This window comes from Kribbella sp. NBC_01510 (assembly GCF_045040325.1).
Classification (GTDB): Bacteria; Actinomycetota; Actinomycetes; order Propionibacteriales; family Kribbellaceae; genus Kribbella.
Window position 1 is genome coordinate 1,096,614 of record NZ_CP109418.1, and the last position, 16,523, is coordinate 1,113,136.

18 protein-coding genes are annotated in these 16,523 nt (G+C 69.7%); 4 read left to right on the forward strand and 14 right to left on the reverse strand.

Features of this window, described 5'->3' with window-relative positions; all coding sequences use genetic code 11:
• Positions 1–2: 2 nt before the first annotated feature.
• Both OG558_RS05335 and OG558_RS05340 read left to right on the forward strand, forming a co-directional pair.
• Complete coding sequence (locus OG558_RS05335) at positions 3–1,454, forward strand: hypothetical protein (RefSeq protein WP_405069220.1); 1,452 nt, start codon at positions 3–5, stop codon at positions 1,452–1,454.
• A gap of 46 nt (positions 1,455–1,500) precedes the next feature.
• Positions 1,501–2,061, forward strand: coding sequence for a TIGR03086 family metal-binding protein (locus OG558_RS05340; protein WP_405069221.1), 561 nt, complete (start codon positions 1,501–1,503; stop codon positions 2,059–2,061).
• Here OG558_RS05340 and OG558_RS05345 read toward each other — a convergent pair.
• The 9 genes from OG558_RS05345 to groES form a co-directional block, all read right to left on the reverse strand.
• On the reverse strand, positions 2,058–2,459 hold the full coding sequence (locus OG558_RS05345) for a hypothetical protein (protein ID WP_328526220.1): 402 nt from the start codon (positions 2,457–2,459) through the stop codon (positions 2,058–2,060). The genes OG558_RS05340 and OG558_RS05345 overlap by 4 nt on opposite strands.
• Positions 2,460–2,481: 22 nt before the next feature.
• Positions 2,482–3,207, reverse strand: a complete 726-nt coding sequence (locus tag OG558_RS05350) for an alpha/beta fold hydrolase (RefSeq protein WP_405069222.1) — start codon at positions 3,205–3,207, stop codon at positions 2,482–2,484.
• The gene (locus OG558_RS05355; protein ID WP_329482038.1) at positions 3,204–4,310 is read right to left on the reverse strand and encodes a GuaB3 family IMP dehydrogenase-related protein; all 1,107 of its coding nucleotides are present in this window, start codon (positions 4,308–4,310) and stop codon (positions 3,204–3,206) included. The genes OG558_RS05350 and OG558_RS05355 overlap by 4 nt, the downstream gene beginning before the upstream one ends.
• A 29-nt stretch (positions 4,311–4,339) precedes the next feature.
• Positions 4,340–5,851 carry an IMP dehydrogenase gene (gene guaB, locus OG558_RS05360; protein WP_329482039.1) on the reverse strand — a complete coding sequence of 504 codons (1,512 nt, stop codon included), beginning with the start codon at positions 5,849–5,851 and terminating at the stop codon, positions 4,340–4,342.
• A gap of 152 nt (positions 5,852–6,003) precedes the next feature.
• A complete protein-coding gene (locus OG558_RS05365) occupies positions 6,004–7,323 on the reverse strand; it encodes a hypothetical protein (RefSeq protein ID WP_405069223.1) in 1,320 nt (439 codons plus the stop codon).
• A complete protein-coding gene (shbA, locus tag OG558_RS05370) occupies positions 7,316–7,927 on the reverse strand; it encodes an RNA polymerase sigma factor ShbA (RefSeq protein WP_405069224.1) in 612 nt (203 codons plus the stop codon). Before shbA ends, OG558_RS05365 begins: the two co-directional genes overlap by 8 nt.
• Positions 7,928–8,114: 187 nt before the next feature.
• A complete protein-coding gene (locus OG558_RS05375; RefSeq protein WP_329482041.1) occupies positions 8,115–8,570 on the reverse strand; it encodes a GNAT family N-acetyltransferase in 456 nt (151 codons plus the stop codon).
• A 109-nt stretch (positions 8,571–8,679) separates the two neighbouring features.
• Positions 8,680–10,299 carry a chaperonin GroEL gene (gene groL / locus OG558_RS05380; protein ID WP_329482042.1) on the reverse strand — a complete coding sequence of 540 codons (1,620 nt, stop codon included), beginning with the start codon at positions 10,297–10,299 and terminating at the stop codon, positions 8,680–8,682.
• A gap of 181 nt (positions 10,300–10,480) precedes the next feature.
• Entirely contained in the window at positions 10,481–10,777 is a 297-nt protein-coding gene (gene groES / locus OG558_RS05385; protein ID WP_130384566.1) for a co-chaperone GroES, read from the reverse strand.
• A 293-nt stretch (positions 10,778–11,070) separates the two neighbouring features.
• On the opposite strand from groES, the gene OG558_RS05390 reads away from it, so the two are divergent.
• Both OG558_RS05390 and OG558_RS05395 read left to right on the forward strand, forming a co-directional pair.
• On the forward strand, positions 11,071–11,673 hold the full coding sequence (locus tag OG558_RS05390; protein ID WP_405069225.1) for a peptidoglycan-binding protein: 603 nt from the start codon (positions 11,071–11,073) through the stop codon (positions 11,671–11,673).
• Between the two features lie 9 nt (positions 11,674–11,682).
• The gene (locus tag OG558_RS05395; RefSeq protein ID WP_405069226.1) at positions 11,683–12,843 is read left to right on the forward strand and encodes a THUMP-like domain-containing protein; all 1,161 of its coding nucleotides are present in this window, start codon (positions 11,683–11,685) and stop codon (positions 12,841–12,843) included.
• A gap of 309 nt (positions 12,844–13,152) precedes the next feature.
• Here the strand turns inward: OG558_RS05395 and OG558_RS05400 are convergent, their stop codons facing one another.
• From OG558_RS05400 to tsaB, 5 genes are read right to left on the reverse strand one after another with little or no spacing between them, the layout of a single operon-like run.
• On the reverse strand, positions 13,153–13,875 hold the full coding sequence (locus OG558_RS05400; RefSeq protein ID WP_405069227.1) for an alpha/beta hydrolase: 723 nt from the start codon (positions 13,873–13,875) through the stop codon (positions 13,153–13,155).
• 20 nt (positions 13,876–13,895) lie between these two features.
• Complete coding sequence (locus OG558_RS05405; protein ID WP_329482046.1) at positions 13,896–14,345, reverse strand: GNAT family N-acetyltransferase; 450 nt, start codon at positions 14,343–14,345, stop codon at positions 13,896–13,898.
• Complete coding sequence (gene tsaD / locus OG558_RS05410; protein WP_405069228.1) at positions 14,342–15,397, reverse strand: tRNA (adenosine(37)-N6)-threonylcarbamoyltransferase complex transferase subunit TsaD; 1,056 nt, start codon at positions 15,395–15,397, stop codon at positions 14,342–14,344. Before tsaD ends, OG558_RS05405 begins: the two co-directional genes overlap by 4 nt.
• A gap of 20 nt (positions 15,398–15,417) precedes the next feature.
• The gene (locus OG558_RS05415; RefSeq protein ID WP_405069229.1) at positions 15,418–15,861 is read right to left on the reverse strand and encodes a GNAT family N-acetyltransferase; all 444 of its coding nucleotides are present in this window, start codon (positions 15,859–15,861) and stop codon (positions 15,418–15,420) included.
• Positions 15,858–16,523: a tRNA (adenosine(37)-N6)-threonylcarbamoyltransferase complex dimerization subunit type 1 TsaB gene (tsaB, locus tag OG558_RS05420; RefSeq protein ID WP_405069230.1), complete on the reverse strand. Its 666-nt coding sequence runs from the start codon at positions 16,521–16,523 to the stop codon at positions 15,858–15,860. Before tsaB ends, OG558_RS05415 begins: the two co-directional genes overlap by 4 nt.

Below are 16,523 nucleotides of genomic sequence, written 5' to 3' on the forward strand. Positions count from 1 at the left end.
AGATGGTGGACAGCGGGGGGCTTTGGACGCCTCCTGAGGACGAGCTCGGTGAGGCGCTGCAAACAGCCCAGGTGCTGATCGAGGAAGGCCGTGCCGACGAGGCCGGGCCGTACCAGCAACGCGTGATCGAGCTGGCCAGGGAACGGGCCGAAGGGCACCCGAACCACTACGAGGCCAAGCACCTGATCGCCGCGACCCAGTACGAGCTGGCCGGCTCGCTGAACGCGTCCGGCCGGCACGAGGAAGCACTGGCCGCGCTGCACGAGGCGCAACTCGCCTACACCGAGCTCAGCGACGCCGGCGTGCTCGTCGTGACCTCGTTCCTGGCCGACATCCGGGCCCGGCGGGCGATGACCCAGGCGCATCGCGGTCACGGCGCGACCGCCGTACTCGAGATGGACGGCGCGGTGATCGCGTACGGCCAGCTCGTCGGCGGCGTCGACGGATTGAAGCACCAACCGGATTTCGCCCGGGTGCTCGCGATGAATGCGCTCATCCTGCGGCGGTACGGCGATCCCGCGCTGGCGGTGGCGTCCGCGGACGCGGCGACCCAGCTGTTCCTGCAGCTGGCCGACCAGATCAACGAGAGCCCGCAGTCCCTCTCGTACGCGCGCTATCTGTGTACGGCGACCGCCGTGTCGGCCGACGTCCATGCCGCCGAGGGCCGGCTCGACCTCGCGCTGGAAGCCGACGAGATCGGGCTGACGACGGCCGACACGCTCGCCGACTCGGACTCCGCGACCGACATGCGCACGCTGGTCGCGGCGCTGACCAGGAAGGGCAAGCACCTCGGCGTCGTCGGCCGGCTGATGGAGAGCGAGGCCTGCCTGCGGACGGCGTTCGACACCGACCCGGAGACGGCGACCCGGGTGACCGAGGAGCTGGACCGGGGTCTGCCACTCACATTGGTCGCCGCGCTGGAGAGCGCGGAGATCAAGCTCGGTCCGTTCGAGCAGTACCACCGGCTGCTGGCGCTGAGCGAGCCCGCGCCGGGGATGACGCTGGCGACCGTGTCCGGCCGGACCGACCCCGAGTCGGCGGCCGTCCGGGCGACCGAGCTGGCCGAGCTGATCCGGCCGTTGTTACTGCAGGACGTGGACACCGCGCTGACGCTGGGCCTGGAGGCGCACTACCTGTTCGCGATCTCGTCCGAGCGGGAGTCGCACCGGATGCGGTACGAGACGAGCACCTACGTGCCGATCTGGGCCCAGCTGCTGCTCGAGATCTCGGAGGCGTACTACCAGGCCGGGCGGACCGACATCGCCCTCGACCTGGGCGGCTGGTGCGCGGAGGTCGCGACCGCACTGATCCCGTTCACCGACGACGACAAGGTGATGAAGGACCTGGCCGGCTCCTGCTACCGCCACCACGGCGACCTGCTTGCTGCCAGCGGTGACCTGAGCGCCTCGCAGCAAGCGCACGAGGCCGCCGAGCAACTCCAGCTCGGCCGTTGACGCGCTGCCCCCGCGGGCGGACGCTGACGCTGAGAGGGGGAAGGTCATGGACGCGGTGGAACTGCACAACCGGACGGTCGGCAACTTCGCCCAGCTGGTCAGCGAGCTCGGCCCGGGCCAGTGGTCGGGCCGGACGCCGTGCGCGGACTGGGACGTCCGCACGCTGGTGAACCACGTGGTCGGCGAGGAACGCTGGACCGTGCCGCTGATGGCGGGCCGGACGATCGCGGAGGTCGGTACGTCGCTGGACGGGGATCTGCTCGGCGACGATCCCATCGGCGCGGCCACCGCGGCGGCAAGCGCCGCGCAGGCGGCGGCCGGCGAGCCGATCGCCACGGTGCATCTGTCGTACGGCGACGAGGACGCGAGCGAATATCTGCGGCAACTGTCCGCCGATCACCTCGTGCACGGGTGGGATCTGGCGGCCGCGATCGGCGCCGACCCCCGGATGGAGCCCGAACTGGTCAGCGAGGTGGCCGGCTGGTTCGCGCAACGCGAGGACACCTACCGGTCGTTCGGCATGATCGGCGACCGGCTCGGAGGGTTCGCCGACCCGGCGGACGCACTCCTCGGTGCCTTCGGCCGGGATCCGGCCTGGAAGCCCTAGGAGTCCTGCAGGTCGGTCCGCAGGGCACCGACGAACAGCCCCGCCTCGGCTTCGGTCATGCCGGTTTCGGAAACCACCAGGGCGGTCGCCTGGTGGAGTTCGCCGGCGGACTTGAGGGCCCGGGTGCGCTCGGCCAGGTTGGTGCCGGGTCGCCGGACCAGCGGCGTACCGGTGGTCGGCGGGACGTAGCGGCCGAGCCGGATGTCGTCGACGAGTTCCTTGGCCGGCTTGAGGGCGAGACCGGTGCGGTCGCGGATCAGCTTCACCGCGTGCACGGTCTTCTTGGTGGTGATCAGGAACCGCACCTGGTCCACGTCATCGGGGGACAGTCTGGCCCGCGCTGCGGCGAGGGCAACATTGTCCGTGTCCTGGCTGCTCTGTCGGCTGAACAATCCCATGCGGCAATCCTTCCAGAACCACTCAACCGGTGAGGACTCGACGCACGTCGTCCCACGCGAGCGCGCCCAGCTCACGATCGGCCTCGGGCGAACCACCGCGCGCCATCCGCTGCCCGGCGGTCTTGGGCTGTTCACCGGGAAGTACGACGCGGTGCCCGGCTTCGGGCAACGTCACCAGCTGGGTCTCCAGAGCACCACGCGACGTGACGATCCGCTCGGCGAACTCCACCGCGGGCCAGACCTTGTCGTCACCGCCCGCCACCAGCAGCACCTCGCGGATGCGTTCCACCGGGATCCGGGCCAGCTCGGCGTACGCGTTGTCGTACACCTCGAGGCTCTGCCGGTACCACCCGGTGTAGCTCGGCGGGTCGTCGTCCGCCTTCCAGTCCGGGTCGAAGGGCACGAACGGCAGCGGTTCGCCGTGCCACGTCCAGGCCGACCGCTGCCGCCCGTCCTCGACGAACCGGCCCCACACGTAGGCGCTCGGAGCGAAGGCGACCACCGCGTCCACGCGCTCGTCGAGCGCGCCGAGCAACAGCGCGGCCTCAGCGCCCCACGAGTTGCCCATCACCACCAGGCGATCGGTGCGCTCCGCGAGCTCGTCCAGCGGGAACGACTCCAGTGGCACCTCGCTGCCCACGGTCCACCGCGGCGCCAGTACGTCGTACCCCTCGGCCTCGAGGATCCGGGCGCGCTCGAAGTCCGGCGTACCGCTGGATCCGTGCAGGAGCAGGACGCCCGTCCTCACCCGACAACGACCTCGACCCGCTGGAACTCCTTGAGCTCCGTGTAGCCGGTGGTGGCCATCGCGCGCTTGAGGGCGCCGACCAGGTTCATCGTGCCGTCCGGGACCCAGGACGGGCCGAACAGGATCTGCTCGAGTGTCCCGGTGACGCCGACCTCGACCCGCTCACCGCGCGGCAGGTCCGCGTGCCAGGCCTCGGCACCCCAGTGGTACCCGCCGCCCGGAGCGTCGCTCGCGCGGGCCAGCGGCGAACCGACCATTACCGCGTCCGCACCGCACGCGACCGCCTTCGCCACGTCGCCGGACCGCCCGACCGAGCCGTCCGCGATCACGTGCACATAGCGACCGCCGGACTCGTCCATGTAGTCCCGCCGCGCCGCAGCCACGTCGGCCACCGCCGACGCCATCGGCACCGCGACGCCGAGCACCTTCCGCGTCGTGTGCGCCGCGCCACCGCCGAAGCCGACGAGTACTCCCGCCGCACCGGTCCGCATCAGGTGCAGCGCGGCCTGGTGTGTCGCGCACCCGCCGACGATCACCGGTACGTCGAGGTCGTAGATGAACTGCTTCAGGTTGAGCGGCTCGGCCTGACCGGACACGTGCTCGGCGGAGACCGTCGTACCGCGGATGACGAACAGGTCGACGCCCGCGTCCACGACATGCTTGGCGAACTGCTTGGTCCGCTGGGGTGACAACGCACCGGCGACTGTGACACCGGAGTCGCGGATCTCCTGCACCCGCTGGGAGAGCAGCTCGGGCTTGATCGGCGCCGAGTAGATCTCCTGGAGCCGGTGCGTCGCCTGCTCGCGGGTGATCGAGGTGATCTCCTCGAGCAGGCTGGTCGGATCCTCGTACCGGGTCCAGAGACCTTCGAGGTTGAGCACGCCGAGACCGCCGGCCTTGCCGATCGCGATCGCGGTGGCCGGTGACATCACCGAGTCCATCGGCGCGGCCAGGATCGGCAGCTCGAACCGGTACGCGTCGATCTGCCAGGCGACCGAGACCTCCTCGGGGTCACGCGTCCGGCGCGACGGCACGATCGCGATGTCGTCGAACGCGTACGCCTGCCGGCCCCGCTTGGCGCGGCCGATCTCGATCTCGGTCATCTGGTGTTCCTTACCGGTTACAGGCGGTGTCAGCGGCCGGAGTAGTTCGGCGCCTCGACCGTCATCTGGATGTCGTGCGGGTGGGATTCCTGCAGGCCGGCGGAGGTGATGCGGACGAACCGGCCCTTCTCCTGCAGCTCGGGGACGGTCCGGGAGCCGCAGTACCACATGGACTGGCGCAGACCGCCGATCAGCTGGTGCGCGACCGCGCTGAGCGGGCCCCGGTACGGGACCTGGCCCTCGACGCCCTCGGCGATGAGCTTCTCGTCGCTGCCGACGTCGCTCTGGAAGTAGCGGTCCTTGGAGTACGACTTGCGCAGGCCGCCGGACTGCATCGCGCCGAGCGAGCCCATCCCGCGATAGGCCTTGAACTGCTTGCCGTTGATGAACACGAGGTCGCCCGGCGACTCCTCGCAGCCGGCCAGCAGCGACCCGAGCATCACGGTGTCCGCACCGGCCACGAGCGCCTTGGCGATGTCACCGGAGTACTGCAGGCCGCCGTCGCCGATCACCGGCACGCCGGCCGGCTTGCAGGCCAGGGACGCCTCGTAGATCGCGGTGACCTGCGGTACGCCGACGCCGGAGACGACCCGCGTCGTACAGATCGAGCCCGGGCCGACGCCGACCTTGACGCCGTCCGCGCCCGCGTCGACCAGTGCCTGGGCGCCGGCGCGGGTCCCGACGTTGCCGCCGACGACGTCGACGCCACGGGTGGCCGGGTCGGCCTTGAGCTTGCGGATGATCTCCAGCTGGGCCTGGGAGTGACCGTGCGCGGTGTCCACCACGAGCACGTCGACGCCGGCCTCGACCAGTGTCATCGCCCGCTTGTAGGCCTCACCGAAGAAGCCGATCGCGCCGCCGACCCGCAGCCGTCCGGTGCCGTCCTTGGTGGACAGCGGGAACTGGTCGCGCTTGACGAAGTCCTTCAGCGTGATCAGGCCGGTGAGCTTGCCGGCCTCGTCGACCAGCGGCAGCTTCTCGACCTTGTGTTTGCTCAGCAGTGCCATCGCGTCGTCGGCGGCGATGCCCTGCCTGCCGGTGATCAGCGGCTGCCTGGTCATCACTTCGCGCACCGGGCGGGACATGTCGTTCTCGAACCGCATGTCGCGGTTCGTCACGATGCCGACCAGGACGCCGGCGTTGTCGACCACGGGGACGCCGGAGATCCGGTACTGCGCGCAGAGCGCGTCGGCCTCGCCGATGCTGGCGTCCGGGCCGATGGTGATCGGCTGCGCGATCATGCCGGACTCCGACCGCTTGACCAGGTCGACCTGCTGGGCCTGGTCCTCGATCGAGAGGTTGCGGTGGAGGACGCCGAGGCCGCCCTGGCGGGCCATCGCGATCGCCATCCGGGCCTCGGTGACGGTGTCCATCGCGCTGGACAGCAGCGGAATGTTCACCTCGATGTTGCGGCTGACCCGGGACCGCGTGTTGGCCTCGGACGGGATGACGTCGGATTCGTTCGGCTGCAGGAGAACGTCGTCGAAGGTGAGCCCGAGGACGGCGAACTTGTCCGGAACTCCAGTGGGTGTGATGTCCATGGGTAAAACAAGCACCTTTACACGGCGAGAACGGAACCCCATCCTATCCGCGCCCGCTCAGGCTCCCGAACAGCCCGTCCACAGGGCCGCTTCGGCCGGGCCTGTGCCCGGCCGGGACCCGGCGCGCCGGCTGGTGAGCCGACGCGGCGGGGTCACTGGAGCGGCGTGTTGACGACGTCGAGGATCTTCAGTACGTCGGCGTCGGCGGTCGAGCCGTGCGCGCGGGCGATGGCCGCGTGCTTGCCCTCGGCGTACAGGCCGGTGGAGTGCTGGCCGGTCGGGTAGACCATCCGGACCGAACCGGTGGCGGTCTGCCCGCTCGAGTGCTTGCCGGCCGCCTGAACGCCGCTGTCGAGGAACTCCTGGGCGCTCTGGTTCTCGACCGCAGCCCCGCTCGCCGTCGGCAGGATCGGCGCGAGGAGGTTGTCGAGCAGCCCGCCCAGCGGATCCGGCACGTCAACCGACGGCGTGTCGACCGGCGGCTGCTCCTGAGTCGTCCCGGCCGGGTCCGTACTGGACTGATCGGTACCACTCGTGTCACCCGGCTGCGTGGTGCCGGTGTCCGAGCCCGTGGTATCGCCCTGACTCGTGTCACCACTCGGCGCAGTCGTCGGGTTCCCGGTCTCACTCGTGTTCCCGGTCTCGCCGTTTGCCGGCGGCGTGGTCGGGTCGGTCGGCGCCGGAGTCGTCGGGTCCGTGGTCGCCGGCGGAGTTGTCGGATCCGTCGTGGCCGGCGGCTCGGTCGGCTGCGTGGTCGGATCCGTCGCGGCAGGCGGTTCCGTCGGCTGCGTGGTCGGGTCGGACGTCGTGGTGTCGTCCGTCTTCTCCGGTGCCTTGGTCGTCTCCGCGGGCTGCGGGTCGACCTTCGTCACCGTCGGCTGCTCGATGATCTTCGGCAGCGCCCGCTGCAGCACGTCCGGCGTATCCGTCGGCAGCACGGCGGCCGGCGGAATCGGCTCCTCCCGGACCACCCGGTCCTCGGCCGCGACCTTCGCTTCCTGCCGCTGCTTGTAGTCCTTGGCGACCTTGACGATCTTGGTCTTGTCGACCACCGGCATGCCGTCGAGCTGTTCCTTCGGGAAGCTGGTCTGCGGGCGGACCGCGTCGACCATCTTCTCGATGACCTTCTCGTACGGCGACAGCGGGTCGCCGTTGACCGCGGCGGCCACCCCGGAGACCGACAGCGCGGCCACCGCGGCGACACCCAGCGCCAGACCGCGCGCCGCCACCTTGCGGGCGAACGGGTCCGTGATCGGGTTCAGCGCGGCGCAACGCGCCAGGAAGCTCTCCGGATCGTCGATCGTCTCCACGGGGAGTTCGTCTTCGACCTCCACCGCCAGCCGCAGCTCGGCCAGCAGCGCAACGGCCGGGTCATGCTCCCCCGCGCTCCGCGCGGACTCCCCACCAGCGGCCAGCAGGTCGAGCAGTGCGTCATCGGCGTCGATCGCGTCCAGGTCGAAACGGTCAGCCATGATGCCCCTCCCCTGCTCCTCGTCCCTCATGCCCCACATACCCCCTGAGCGTGTTCAACGCTCGATGCTGTGCGACCCTCACCGCCCCCGGTGTCATCCCCAGTGCCCGGCCGGTCTCCTCGGCTGACATCCCAGCTACCACGCGAAGCCGCAGGATCTCCCGCAGCTTCTCGGGCAGTTTGTCCAGCAATCCCATGATGTGCTGGACCTCCGAGCTCCGGACCGCGTGCTCCTCCGGAGTCGGCGACTCGTCCGCGCCGTCCGGCAGGTCCGGCGTCGAAACGTCGGCCACTGCGAACGCACGCTGGGCATCGGCGACCTTGCGGGCCGCGATGCCGTAGACGAAAGCCTCGAAAGGCCTCCCCTCGTCACGGTACCGGCCCAGCGCGCCGAACACCGCGACACAGACTTCCTGCGCGACGTCGTCGACCATGTCCGCGCCGCCGGGATAGGTCCACAAACGGGACCGTACGTATCGGTGCGCGACGGCGCGCACCCTGGTGAGCAGGTCGTTGAGAGCTGTGCGGTCCCCGTCGCCGGCCAGCGCGGCAAGATCCCTGAGCTCGACCCGGTCGTGGGTGTGCGGTACTTGGACCTCAGTCACCCCTCGCCCCCTCGTGTCGGACCGGTCAGCCTGAAAGATGATATGGCTCTCACCTCTCGTTGCCTAGTGGCAATTCGTGAGCATTTTCAGATTTTGATCACGATCTGTCACTACTCGCCCGTACGGTACTCGGACCGGAGAATCAGGGTCCGACTTTGAGATGGCGGGCCATCGCCCCGTGAGACGGTCAGCGCGGTGCGTCGAAGTGGAGGACCGCCGATGCGTGGTCGCCGCCCCAGTCGATCGGGGTCCGGCCGGTCTCCCGCCAGCCCGCACGCCGGTACATGGTGACGGCCGCACCGCGGTTGTCGACGACCTCGAGCGACAGCTTCCGCCCGAGCTCGGCGGCGGTCTTGACGCAGTGGTCCAGGAGTTGCCGGCCGATGCCCGCACAGGTCGCCTTCGGGTCCACGAACAGCCGCTCCACGGACGCTCCGTCAGCCCCGTTGGCCGTCAGTGCCACGTGCCCAGCGACCCGGCCGTTGCTCTCAGCAACCCAGCAGCCGAGCCCGTCATCCGGTGTCAGCCACTTGCGCGCGTCCTCAGGCCAATTGATCGGATACCCCGCCAGCTCGTGCACGTCCCACAGCAGGCCGGCGCAGACGTCCAGGTCCCCGTCAGCACGTTCACGAATCGTCGCCACGACATCATCCCACCAGATCGCCGCAGCGCCGCACCTACCGCCCCGAACAGAACACCGCCCGGCGGGTCCGAAGACCTGCCGGGCGGTGCTGTTCGTTCAGACCTGAGGATCAGTGGCCGTGACCGTGGCCGTGACCGGCTGCGGCGGGCTCCTCTTCCTCGGGCTTGTCGACCACCAGGGTCTCAGTGGTGAGCAGCAGCGCCGCGATCGAGCCGGCGTTGGCGAGCGCGGACCGGGTCACCTTGACCGGGTCCAGCACGCCCTGGGCCAGCAGGTCGCCGTACTCGCCGGTGGCGGCGTTGAATCCGCTGCCGACCTCCAGCTCCGCAACCTTCGCGGTCACCACGTAGCCCTCGTAGCCGCCGTTCTCGGCGATCCAGCGCAGCGGCTCGACGATGGCCTTGCGGACGATCCGGACTCCGGCGAGCTCGTCGCCGTCGAGGTCCAGGCCGTTCTCCAGCACCGAGGCGGCGTGGACGAGAGCGGAGCCGCCACCGGCGACGATGCCCTCCTCGATCGCCGCACGGGTCGCCGACACGGCGTCCTCGATGCGGTGCTTCTTCTCCTTCAGCTCGACCTCGGTGGCCGCGCCGACCTTGATCACGCAGACGCCACCGGCCAGCTTGGCCAGCCGCTCCTGCAGCTTCTCCCGGTCCCAGTCGGAATCGGTGCGCTCGATCTCGGCCTTGATCTGGTTCACCCGGGCCTCGATGTCGTCGGACTTGCCGGCGCCCTCGACCACGGTGGTGTTGTCCTTGGTGACCACGATCCGGCGGGCGGTGCCGAGCACCTCAAGACCGACCTGGTCCAGCTTGAGGCCGACCTCGGGGGCGACGACCTGCGCGCCGGTGAGCGCGGCCAGGTCCTCCAGCATCGCCTTGCGGCGGTCACCGAAGCCCGGCGCCTTGACGGCGACGGAGGTGAAGTTGCCGCGGATCTTGTTCACCACCAGGGTGGACAGCGCCTCGGCCTCGACGTCCTCGGAGATGATCAGCAGCGTCTTGCCGGACTGCACGACCTTCTCCAGCAGCGGCAGCAGGTCCGCGATCGCGGAGATCTTGCCCTGGTTGATCAGGATGTACGGGTCCTCCAGCACCGCTTCGCCGGCCTCGGCGTCGGTGATGAAGTACGGCGAGATGTAGCCCTTGTCGAACTGCATGCCCTCGGTGAACTCGAGTTCGGTACCGAAGGTGTTCGACTCCTCGACGGTGATCACACCGTCCTTGCCGACCTTGTCGAACGCGTCCGCGATCAGGGTGCCGATCTCGGCGTCCCGGGCGGAGATGGTGGCGACGTGGGCCATGTCGCCCTTGTCGTCCACCGGCCGGGCGGTCTCGATCAGCTTGGCCGACACGGCCTCGATGGCCGCCTCGATGCCCTTCTTCAGGCCCATCGGGTTGACCCCGGCGGCGACGGCCCGCAGGCCCTCGTGCACCAGTGCCTGCGCCAGCACCGTCGCGGTGGTGGTGCCGTCACCGGCGATGTCGTTGGTCTTGGTGGCGACCTCCTTGGCCAGCTGCGCACCAAGGTTCTCGAACGGGTCGTCCAGCTCGACCTCACGGGCGACGGTGACACCGTCGTTGGTGATGGTCGGGGCGCCCCACTTCTTGTCCAGGACGACGTAGCGGCCCTTGGGCCCCAGCGTCACCTTCACCGTGTTCGCGAGCTTGTCGACGCCACGCTCCAGCGCGCGCCGCGCGTTCTCGTCGAACTCGAGGATCTTCGGCATGGAAAAAACCAGTCCCTCTCTGAATGTCTTCGTTAGCAGTTCGGATCCGGTCCCGCTGTTTCAGACCGACTCCGCCCCGGCACCGGTCGTCGGCACCAGGGCGGTGTCAGTCAGGAACAGCGGGCAGGGCGTGGAACGTCCCGGCGGGTCCGCCGGGGCGCGGGCCCACGCCCTGGGGTCGTCACTTGCTGACGACTGCGAGGATGTCGCGGGCGCCCAGGATCAGGTAGTCCTGGCCGTCGTACTTGACCTCGGTGCCGCCGTACTTGGAGTAGATGACCTTGTCACCGACGGCGACGTCCAGCGGGACGCGGTTGCCGTTGTCGTCGATCCGGCCCGGGCCGACAGCGAGGATCTCGCCCTCCTGCGGCTTCTCCTTGGCGGTGTCCGGGATCACCAGGCCGGACTTCGTGGTCTGCTCGGCTTCGAGCGGCGCGACGAGGACACGGTCCTCGAGCGGCTTGATCGTGACCGACACTTGCTGACCTCCACGGTCGATTTGCTTGTCAGTGGTTCAGACTGGTCGCGCTCCCCTGCCGTCGCGGGGGTCAGAGGCCGGACCGCTGGCACCCTCGGGTGGAGAGTGCCAACACCGAATCTAGGCCGCGATTAGCACTCGGTCAACTCGAGTGCCAGACCTGATCCGGCAGCAACCTCCTGGCCGCATCCTGGCGGGTGACCGGTCAGGCACGGAATGTGGTCAAACGCTGGGCCTATTTGGGGTCGGCGTGCGACCGTTCTGTCAACGGCGCACCGCCCCGAGGAGAAGCCATGGCTATCAGCTTCCCGTCTCTGCCCAAGCTGTCCGGCCGTACTGTCGCGATCCTGGCTGCCGTCGGCGCGCTCGCTGTCAGAGTCGTCGCCGCCGGCGCCGCGAAGGACCAGCCCGCCAGCGCCGGTGCTCCCGCAGCTGGACCGGCACCACAGACTGCGGCAGACCAGGCGACGGATGCCGCCCGGACCTCCGCCGACGCCGAAGCGAAGGCCGCGGCCGCCCTCCCGCAGTGCCGCGCGGCGCGGCTCGTACCGGTCAACCGCAGCTGGGGCATCCCGATGCCCTCGATCTACGGCAGCACCAGCACGACCTGCAACCTCATGTACGGCGACGACCCACACCGCGGCTCCACCGTGTACGGCGACCCCGACACCGCAATCCGGGTTCTCCAGCGCAACCTGAACTTCTGCTACGGCTCCAACCTCGCCGTCGACGGCATCTACGGCAGCAATACCCGCGCGGTGGTGAAACTCGTCCAGCGCAAGCACAAGCTCGTGGCGGACGGCATCTACGGCCCCAAGACCCGCTCCGCCATGAACTGGCGCCTTTACTCCTCCGCCACCCAAAGCTGGAGCAAAGGCTGCTCTAGTCCCCTCTAAGGTTGCGGGGTGACAGTCACCGCGTTGCTGGACGGGCCTGGCGCTGAGGTGCTCGCCGCTGCCTGCGCGGACTACCACCCCGGCCGCGAGCTCCAACTAGTCGAGAAGCTCCGGCGGCGGTACGACGCATCACTCGTGACTGCTGCCGTCACTCAGGCGTCGCTGCGCCACCGCGCCGTCGCCAAGTTCGGTGTCGATGCTGCGCGGATGTACTTCACGCCGGACGGTCTGGAGCAGGCCACCCGGACCACTGTCGGTTCGCACCGTGCCGCACGCATCGCAATAACGTTGCCCGGTGCCAGCGTGGTCGACCTGGGCTGTGGCATCGGCGGCGATCTCATCAGCGCCGCCCGCGCCGGCTTACGAGTCACTGGTGTCGAACGCGATCCGGAGACCGCAGCCACGGCCCGCGCCAACCTGGCCGCTCTCGATCTGCCCGGTGAGGTTGTCCTCGGTGACGCCGAGTCGACTGAGCTCACACCGTACGACGTGGTGTTCGCAGACCCGGCGCGGCGGGCGGATGGCCGGCGCGTATTCGACCACAACGCCTATTCGCCACCATGGTCGTTTGTCACTGGGCTCCTGCAGCGGACTGCGTGTGTGAAGGTCGCACCGGGCATCCCGCATGACGCCGTACCCGATGGGGTCGAGGCGGAGTGGGTCAGCGACGCGGGTGAGGTGAAGGAGGCCGCGCTGTGGTCTGGCGCGCTGTACGCCGGGGTCGCGCGGCGGGCCACGCTTCTGCCCGCCGGCGTCAGCGTCAGCGAGGCACCAGACGCTGAGAGTGGTCCGGTGGGTCAGTACATCTACGAGCCCGACGGAGCCGTGGTGCGAGCTGGGCTGGTGACCGCTGTGGCTGCCGCGGTCGACGGGTGGTTGCTGGATCCGCGCATCGCCTACGTCACGGCACCGAAGCTCGTGCCGACCCCGCTGGCGTCGGCGTACGAGGTGGTGGAACAGCTGCCGTACAAGGAGAAGGCGCTCCGGTCGTGGGTTCGCGCACAGGGCATCGGGACGCTGGATATCAAGAAGCGCGGGGTCGATGTCGATCCGGCCCAGCTGCGGAAGAAGCTCGCTCCCAAGGGCTCCGCGACCGCGACGCTCATCATCACCCGGATCGGCCGGGACGCGGTCGCCTATTCCTGTCGTCGCATCGGACTTGCGTTCTGAGTGTATTCGAACATATGATCGATCTCGCGTGCGGGTCCCCGGATGACCTGCCGGTGGGCGAGGTGCTGCGTCCGCTGCCGCACTCGCCGGGGGCCCGCCACTAAGACTCGCCGTACGGAGTGAGGTGCCGTACGTCGACTGGGCGTCACGCGGGTGCAGTCAGGCGTTCATCTGGGTTTGGCAGGGTGGTGGGCAGAAACCGGTTGGCCGCTGGCCGTTCACCTGGGGAGCAGGCGGCGCACAAGCCCCAGGTCTCTGCCCGCTGCCGTGCCCTTCCCCGCACTGCAGCCGCAGCACCGCGTTCGCAGCTCAGGCCGCCTGGAAGCGTGCCACCACCGGGAAGCGCAAGCGTGCTACCGCGATGGACCAGACCGCAGCCGGCACTGAAGACCTACGCCCGTACTCAGGCAGCGGCTCCGTATCCCCAGCAGCTGAAGGGGTTGTGGGCGACGGGGTGCTGAGAGCGCTTTGGGTGAACTCGGCTACCAGGGTGTTCCAGTCCGTGGGCCGGTGGAGCATGGTGTGGGTTTCTGCGGCGACCGAGTACACGGTGACCGGGGTGCCGGCGGCACGGAGGCGGTTGGCGTAGGCGGTGGTGGCGCGAGGGTCGGTGATGGTGTCGAGAGTGCCGTGGGCGAAGGTGACCGGCGCGCGGAGTGCGGTGAGTGGTTCGTCGTCGGGCAGCCACGGAGCCAAGGCCAGTACACCGGCGACCCGGGGATGATCGCCCGCGGCGACGACCGCGCGGCCGCCCATCGAATGGCCGATCAGGACGACCCGCTGGATCACCGGAGGGAGCTCGTCGAGGACGGCCCGGAGATCCGCGGCGGAGTCGGCGGAGTCACCGTTCCAGCCCCGGTAGCGGTAGCGCAGCAGGCCGATCGCCGCAGTGGGGACGGCCGTGCCCGCCGCTGCCGCGAACGGCCACATGCGGATGAGGGCAGAATTCCAGAGGTACGGGCTCGCCTGTGAGTGCTCCATGCCGCCGTGCGCCAGTACGACGAGATCCGTCGCACCAGCTGGGTGCCACACCAGGTCCACCCCGGGGTGGATCACGGGTGGCCGTACAGGTCGGCGGCGTCGTGGCGGATGGCCATCATGCTGCTCGGGTCCGCGAGTTCGCTGAAGCCGTAGCTGCGGTACAGCTCGTGCGCATCCGCGGTCCCCAGCATGAAGCGCCGTACACCCTTCAGTTCCGGGTGGTCGACCAGCGTGGACACCACGAACCGGCCAAGTCCGCGACCCCGCCACTCGTCCAGCACGAAGACGTCCGCGAGCCACGCGAACGTCGCCCGATCCGTCACCGCGCGAGCGAAGGCGACCATCGCGCCATCGGCCGCGTACACACCCATGTTCAGCGAGCCCGCGATCGACCGCGCCACCACCTCACGCGGGATCCCCTTCGCCCAGTACGACGTACTCAGGAACCCCTGCACGACGTCCACGTCGATCCGCGAGACATCGTCGTCGGCCTCGAACCCGTCCGCCCCGGTCCACCTCACTTGTTCAGCACCTCCGTGATCGGCATCGACGAGTCGGCCGGCAGCCCCAGCGGCGACGGCGCCTTCCCGGCCCGGACGAGTTCCGAACCGAGCGCCGCGACCATCGCGCCGTTGTCGGTGCACAACCCGGGCCGCGGCACGCGTACGGCGATACCCGCCGCAGTACACCGCTCTTCGGCCATCGCGCGCAGCCGGGAGTTCGCCGCGACCCCGCCACCGATCAGCAAGTGCTCGAACCCACGGTCCTTGCACGCGTCGATCGCCTTGCGGGTCAGCACGTCACACACCGCCTCCTGAAACGCCGCGGCGACGTGATTGACCGGCACGTCCTCACCATCGCGACGCCGCGCCTCGACCCACCGCGCCACCGCCGTCTTCAGCCCGGAGAACGAGAAGTCGAACCGATGCCGCTCGAGATCCCGCTGCGACGTCAGCCCGCGCGGGAACGTCACGTACAGCCGGTCGCCGCCGTCCCGCGCCGCTTTGTCGACATAGGGACCGCCCGGGAACGGCAACCCCAGCACGCGAGCGACCTTGTCGAACGCCTCCCCCGCGGCGTCGTCGATGGTGCTGCCCATCGGCACCACGCCGTCGGTGATGTCCTCGACCGCGAGCAGCGACGAGTGCCCACCGGACACCAGCATCGCGACACAGCCCTTCGGCAGATCGCCGTGCTCCAAGGTGTCGACAGCCACGTGAGCGGCCAGGTGGTTCACGCCGTACAGAGGCTTGTCGAGCGACAGCGCGAGCCCCTTGGCCGCGGCCACTCCGACCAGCAACGCACCGGCGAGACCTGGTCCACTGGTGACCGCGACGGCGTCGACGTCGGCCGGCTTGATCCCCGCGGTCTCGCACGCCCGCCGGATGGTCGGGACCATCGCCTCGAGGTGCGCCCGGCTCGCCACCTCCGGTACGACGCCGCCGAACCGCGCGTGCTCCTCGACACTGGACGCGATCGCGTCGGCGAGCAGCGTCTGCCCGCGGACGATCCCGACCCCGGTCTCGTCACACGACGTCTCGATCCCCAGAATCAGGGGCTCTGCTGTACTCATTGTTCGCTCGCTACGCTCGTTCACGTTCGCCACCGCATGATCACCGCATCCTCGCCACCGGCGTAGTACCCACGCCGCCGGCTGATCTCCTCGAACCCGAAGCCCTCGTACAACCCCAGCGCCGAATCGTTGCCCGCAGCAACTTCCAGCAACACCGTCCGCCCGGCACACCGTGCCAGCGCCGCGGTCATCAGCTGCCCGCCGATCCCGGTACGGCGCTCGGCCGGCGACACCGCGATCCGCAGCAACTCCACCACGTCCAGCGCGACCGGCGGCACCAGGAGTACGGCGTACCCGACCACGGAGCCCTCGTCCGCGACCAGGATCACCCGATCCTCGGACAGCCGGTCGAACTCGGTCGACCACGCGACCGTACTCCACGCCTCGGCGCCGAAGCACACCTCGTCCAACGCGACCAGGGCGGGCAGATCATCGGCCCCGGCCGCGCGAATGGCGGGTCTCACTTCGGCAGCACGCTCTTCGGGCCGGCGGACATCGTCACGTCCGGCCGGCGCAGGTACAGCGGGTCGGGCGCGACGACCTCGAGCGTCCCGGTCGCCACGCCGACGGCCAGCACCTCGGCCGACGGGTACTCGGCGACAGCGACATCGGAGACGCCGAGCGCGTCGGCGTACAGCACCGCACCGCGGCCGATCACCGGCAGGCCGGCCAGCACGTGCGCGACCTCGGCCGGACGATCCACCGCCGGCCCTTCGAGGCGACGACGGCTCCCGTCCGCGGCCGGGCCGTCGTACAACGCCCAGTAGATCTCCTTGCGCCGCGCGTCCGTCGCGACCGCCACGGGCAGGGTCAGCGACGACTGCCGCGCCAGGATGTCGAGGCTGCAGACCCCCGCGACCTCGATCCCGAGCACGTCGGCCATCGTCCGCGCGGTCACGAGCCCCACCCGCAATCCGGTGAACGGACCAGGCCCGACGCCGACCGCGATCCGGGTCAGGTCGCGCGGCGTCACCCCCGCGCTCGCGAAGGCGTCCGCGATCGCCGGGGCCAGCAACTCCCCGTGCCGTAAGGCGTCGACGGTCGTGGACGAGGCGAGGATCTCACCGTCGGGTGACGCCAGCGCGACAGTGACGGCAGCACTCGAGGTGTCGAAAGCAAGCAGCAT

Coding starts and splice junctions, on each gene's coding strand:
- OG558_RS05335 (WP_405069220.1), top strand. CDS start 3: ATGGTGGACAGCGGGGGGCTTTGGACGCCTCCTGAGGACGAGCTCGGT.
- OG558_RS05340 (WP_405069221.1), top strand. CDS start 1,501: ATGGACGCGGTGGAACTGCACAACCGGACGGTCGGCAACTTCGCCCAG.
- OG558_RS05345 (WP_328526220.1), bottom strand. CDS start 2,459: ATGGGATTGTTCAGCCGACAGAGCAGCCAGGACACGGACAATGTTGCC.
- OG558_RS05355 (WP_329482038.1), bottom strand. CDS start 4,310: ATGACCGAGATCGAGATCGGCCGCGCCAAGCGGGGCCGGCAGGCGTAC.
- guaB (WP_329482039.1), bottom strand. CDS start 5,851: ATGGACATCACACCCACTGGAGTTCCGGACAAGTTCGCCGTCCTCGGG.
- OG558_RS05365 (WP_405069223.1), bottom strand. CDS start 7,323: ATGGCTGACCGTTTCGACCTGGACGCGATCGACGCCGATGACGCACTG.
- groL (WP_329482042.1), bottom strand. CDS start 10,299: ATGCCGAAGATCCTCGAGTTCGACGAGAACGCGCGGCGCGCGCTGGAG.
- OG558_RS05390 (WP_405069225.1), top strand. CDS start 11,071: ATGGCTATCAGCTTCCCGTCTCTGCCCAAGCTGTCCGGCCGTACTGTC.
- tsaD (WP_405069228.1), bottom strand. CDS start 15,397: ATGAGTACAGCAGAGCCCCTGATTCTGGGGATCGAGACGTCGTGTGAC.
- tsaB (WP_405069230.1), bottom strand. CDS start 16,523: ATGCTGCTTGCTTTCGACACCTCGAGTGCTGCCGTCACTGTCGCGCTG.